Origin of the sequence: Actinotalea ferrariae CF5-4 (assembly GCF_000603945.1) — a bacterium.
Lineage (GTDB): Bacteria > Actinomycetota > Actinomycetes > Actinomycetales > Cellulomonadaceae > Actinotalea > Actinotalea ferrariae.
Genome location: NZ_AXCW01000238.1, coordinates 1 through 4579 on the forward strand (window position 1 = coordinate 1; position 4579 = coordinate 4579).

The 4579-nt window shown below is 72.5% G+C and carries 4 protein-coding genes and 2 pseudogenes; all 6 read left to right on the forward strand.

What is annotated here, in order from left to right:
• Nucleotides 1–203: pseudogene (locus N866_RS21485) on the forward strand (hypothetical protein); the annotation flags it as partial.
• Nucleotides 196–906 (forward strand): NADH-quinone oxidoreductase subunit NuoI, encoded by a 711-nt coding sequence (gene nuoI / locus N866_RS15290; RefSeq protein WP_425393970.1) that lies wholly within the window; start codon nucleotides 196–198, stop codon nucleotides 904–906. The pseudogene N866_RS21485 and the gene nuoI, both read left to right, overlap by 8 nt.
• Nucleotides 903–1817, forward strand: a complete 915-nt coding sequence (locus N866_RS15295) for an NADH-quinone oxidoreductase subunit J (RefSeq protein WP_081802699.1) — start codon at nucleotides 903–905, stop codon at nucleotides 1815–1817. The genes nuoI and N866_RS15295 overlap by 4 nt, the downstream gene beginning before the upstream one ends.
• Complete coding sequence (gene nuoK, locus N866_RS15300; protein WP_034227938.1) at nucleotides 1814–2113, forward strand: NADH-quinone oxidoreductase subunit NuoK; 300 nt, start codon at nucleotides 1814–1816, stop codon at nucleotides 2111–2113. Before N866_RS15295 ends, nuoK begins: the two co-directional genes overlap by 4 nt.
• A 13-nt stretch (nucleotides 2114–2126) precedes the next feature.
• A complete protein-coding gene (nuoL, locus tag N866_RS15305) occupies nucleotides 2127–4151 on the forward strand; it encodes an NADH-quinone oxidoreductase subunit L (protein ID WP_081802700.1) in 2025 nt (674 codons plus the stop codon).
• A 17-nt stretch (nucleotides 4152–4168) separates the two neighbouring features.
• Nucleotides 4169–4579 (forward strand): annotated as a pseudogene (locus tag N866_RS15310) (NADH-quinone oxidoreductase subunit M); the annotation flags it as partial.

Genomic DNA, 4579 nt, shown 5'->3' on the forward strand with positions numbered 1-4579 from the left:
AGGTGTTCGACGCCTTCGCCGGCGGATACCCTGTCCCGCCGATGCCGGGCCAGGTCCTGCCGCCGTCGCCGCGTCGCGCCCGGCTGCAGGCGCAGCAGGCCACCGCCGACGGTCCGGGGGGCCCCGGACCGGTCGGGACCCTCACCGCGACCGACGACGCCGGGCACCGGAACGACCCTGACCAGGAGGAGACCCGTGGCTGACAAGGAGCTGCGCCGGCGCGAGCCGGGCGGGGAGGTCGGCGCCCACGGCACGGCGGCGGACTACGAGCCCCTCATCGCCGAGCGGGGACCGATCGCGCGGGCGCTGGCCCCCGTGGCCGGCTTCGGCGTGACCATCGGCAACATGTTCAAGCCGACGGTCACCGAGGAGTACCCGTTCGAGAAGACGCCGACGAAGCCGCGCTACCACGGGCGGCACCAGCTGAACCGGTACCCGGACGGCCTCGAGAAGTGCATCGGCTGCGAGCTGTGCGCGTGGGCCTGCCCCGCGGACGCGATCTACGTCGAGGGCGCGGACAACACGCCCGACGGGCAGTTCTCGCCGGGTGAGCGGTACGGCCGCGTCTACCAGATCAACTACCTGCGCTGCATCTTCTGCGGGCTCTGCATCGAGGCCTGCCCGACGCGCGCGCTGACGATGACCAACGAGTACGAGCTCGCCGGCCCGACGCGCGCAGGGATGATCTTCGAGAAGCAGGACCTCCTCGCGCCGCTGGCCGACGGGATGCTGCCCGCGCCGCACCCGATGGTCCCCGGCACGGAGGACACGGACTACTACCGCGGCGCGGTCACGGGTCCGGTGCCCGAGCAGATCGACTGGGTGGCGCAGTACCGCCCGGAGGAGCCGGCCCTGGAGCAGCTGCGGGTCCCCGCGGACTCCGGACGGGACGAGGACGGACGATGAGCGCATCCCTCGCGCTCGGCGGCGTGGCCGCCGGGCCGCTGGTCACCGCCCTGGCGGAGACCGGCAGCACCAGCACCGCCGAGGCGGTCCTCTTCTGGGTGCTCGCGCCCGTGATGGTCCTCGCGGCGTGCGGGCTGCTGTTCTCCCGGCGCACCGTGTACGCCGCGATGAGCGTCGTCGTCGTGATGATCTGCCTGGCGATCCTCTACGTCGCGCAGGAGGCGCCCTTCCTGGGCGTGGTCCAGGTGGTCGTCTACACCGGCGCCGTGATGATGCTCTTCCTCTTCGTGCTCATGCTCGTCGGCGTGGACGCCTCGGACTCGCTGGTGGAGACGATCCGCGGGCAGCGCTGGCTCGGCGCCCTCATGGGCATCGGGCTTGCGGTGGTCCTGGTCAGCGTCGTGCTCAACGCGGCGGACCTGCGCCCGCAGGGCCTCGCGGCGGCGAACGCGGAGACCAACCCGGTCGGCGTCGCCCGGGTGATCTTCGGGGACTTCGTCTTCAACCTCCAGGCCGTGGGCATCCTGCTCATCACGGCGGCCGTCGGCGCGATCGTCCTGACGCACCGCGAGCGAATCACGCGCAAGGTCGGTCAGCGCGAGCGCGCGGAGGCGCGGATCGCGGCCGGTGGCCGGCTCACGCCGCTGCCCGCCCCGGGCGTGTACGCCCGGTCCAACGCGATGGACGTCCCCGCGCTCGGCCCCGACGGGCGCCCGCTCGACATCTCCGTCCCGCGCGTGCTGCGGGTGCGGGGACAGGAGCGGTCGGTCACCGAGGTCCACCTCGACACGAGCGCCGCCGCGGCGGCGACGCGGCACCTCGAGGCGGCTGACGAGGGTCCCGGGCCGGTCCCCGGCAGCGGCTCGACCCCGCCGCAGCGGGCGATCACGGGTGAGGAGCCCATCCGATGAACCTGGTGAACTACCTCGTCCTGTCCGGGGTGCTCTTCTCCATCGGTGCCGCGACGGTGCTGCTCCGCCGCAACGCGATCATCGTCTTCCTCGGCATCGAGATGATGCTCAACTCGGCCAACCTGGCCTTCGTGACCTTCGCGCGCCTGCACGGCGACCTCACCGGGCAGGTCGTGGCGTTCTTCGTCATGGTCGTGGCCGCGGCGGAGGTCGTCATCGGGCTCGCGATCATCGTGGCGATCTACCGGACGCGCCGCTCGGCCTCGGTCGACGACGTCAACCTCTTGAAGAGCTGAGGAGCGAGCGACGGTGACCACCCTTCCTGCTGCCCTGACCACGGTGTCGGCGGCCCTTCCCACGGCGCTGCCCGCCGCGACCGCGGAGGGCGTCGTCGCGGCGACCGCCGCGTCCGGCGTGTTCGAGCTCGCCTGGCTGCTCGTGGCGCTGCCGCTGGCCTCCGCGGCCGTGCTGCTCCTCGCGGGCCGACGCACGGACCGCTGGGGCCACTGGCTCGGCGTGCTCGCGTCGGCCGGGTCCTTCCTCGTGGGGGCGGTCCTGCTCGTCACGATGCTCGGCGCCCCCGCCGAGCAGCGCGTCCAGGACCTCCACCTCTTCTCCTGGATCCCGGCCGGTGCGTTCAGCCTCGACGCGGGCCTGCGCCTGGACCCGCTGTCGCTGACGTTCGTCATGCTCGTGACCTTCGTCGGCACGCTGATCCACGTGTACTCCGTGGCCTACATGGAGCACGACCACGACCGGCGCCGGTTCTTCGCCTACCTCAACCTCTTCGTGGCGGCGATGCTGCTGCTGGTCCTCGCGGACAGCTACCTGCTGCTCTTCGTCGGCTGGGAGGGGGTGGGCCTCGCCTCGTACCTGCTCATCGGCTTCTGGAACCACACGCTGCCCAACGCGGTCGCGGCGAAGAAGGCGTTCGTCGCCAACCGCGTCGGCGACGTCGGCATGATCATCGCGATCGGCCTGCTGTTCGCCACCTTCGGGGCGACCGACTTCGAGACCGTGTTCGCCGCTGCGGGCGGCGCGAGCGAGGGCCTCCTCACGGCGACCGGCCTCATGCTGCTGCTGGCCGCCACCGGCAAGAGCGCGCAGTTCCCGCTGCAGTCGTGGCTGGGCGACGCCATGGCCGGCCCGACGCCGGTCTCCGCGCTCATCCACGCCGCGACCATGGTGACCGCCGGCGTCTACCTCGTGGTCCGGTCCGGCCCCATCTACGCCGGGGCGCCGACGGCGCTCCTCGTCGTCGCGATCATCGGTGCCTTCACGCTCCTGTTCGGCGCGATCATCGGCACGGCGAAGGACGACATCAAGAAGGCGCTCGCCGCCTCGACGATGTCCCAGATCGGCTACATGATGCTGGCCGCCGGCCTCGGGCCGATCGGCTACGCGTTCGCGATCTTCCACCTGGTCACGCACGGCTTCTTCAAGGCCGGCATGTTCCTCGGCGCCGGCTCGGTCATGCACGGCATGGACGACGACGTGGACATGCGCCGCTTCGGCGCGCTGTCCACCGCCATGAAGGCCACCTGGATCACCTTCGGCCTGGGCTGGCTCGCGATCCTGGGCGTCCCGCCGTTCTCCGGGTTCTGGAGCAAGGACAAGATCATCGAGTCGGCGTTCGCGACCAACGGCGCCGAGGGCTGGCAGCCGTGGGTGTTCGGCACGGTCGCCCTCCTCGGTGCGGGGATCACGGCGTTCTACATGTCCCGCCTGTTCTTCATGACGTTCCACGGACGGCGGCGGTGGCACGACGGCCACGGCGCCGCCCCGGACCCGGACGCCCCGGTCCGTCACCCCCACGAGTCGCCCGGTCTCATGGTCTGGCCGATGTGGATCCTCGCCGCGGGCTCCGTGGCCCTGGGTGGCGCGCTGTACTTCGGCGGGTTCGAGTACTGGCTCGAGCCGGTCTTCGGCCACACCGAGCACGACGACCCGGTGCTGCCCGTGCCGGTCCTCATCGCGCTGACCCTGCTGCTCGTCGCCGCGGGCGCGTTCCTGGCGTGGCGGCAGTACGCCGCCGCCCCGGTCGCGGTGGTCGCGCCGCGCGGCTCCGTCCTGACCCGCGCCGCGCGCCGGGACCTGTACCAGGACGACGTCAACGAGGCCCTGCTCATGCGCCCCGGGCAGTACCTGACCCGGTCGCTCGTCTACGGCGACCGTCAGGTCGTCGACGGCGCCGCGACGGGCCTGGCCCGGGTCGTGGCCGGCTCCGGCGAGCTGGTGCGCCGCGTCCAGACCGGGTTCGTCCGGTCGTACGCCACCACCATGGTGCTCGGTGTCATCGTCCTGGCCGCCGTCGTCCTGGCCTTCCGGATCTGAGGGGAAGAGACCCACCCATGCTTGACCAGAGCTTCCCCTGGCTGACGACGATGGTCGTCCTGCCGGTCGTGGGCGCCGTCGTCCTGTGGGCGCTGCCCGCCGGCGCACGGCGGCACGCCCGGCCGATCGGCCTCGCCGTCTCCCTCCTCGTGCTCGCGCTCGGCGTGCTCGCCACGCTGCAGTTCGACACCACCGCCGCCGCCGAGCACCAGCTCGAGCACGTCGTCCCGTGGATCCCTGCGTTCGGCGTGAGCTGGGCCCTGGCGGTCGACGGCGTCGGGCTCTCGCTCGTCCTGCTGTCCGTGGTGCTCGTGCCGCTCGTGATCCTCGCCGCGTGGCGGGAGCACCCGGAGTCCCTGGTCGCCGACGCGGCCGCGCGGGGCGCCGCGGCGTCGGGCGCGACGGCGGGCGGTGCGACGGCCGGTGGC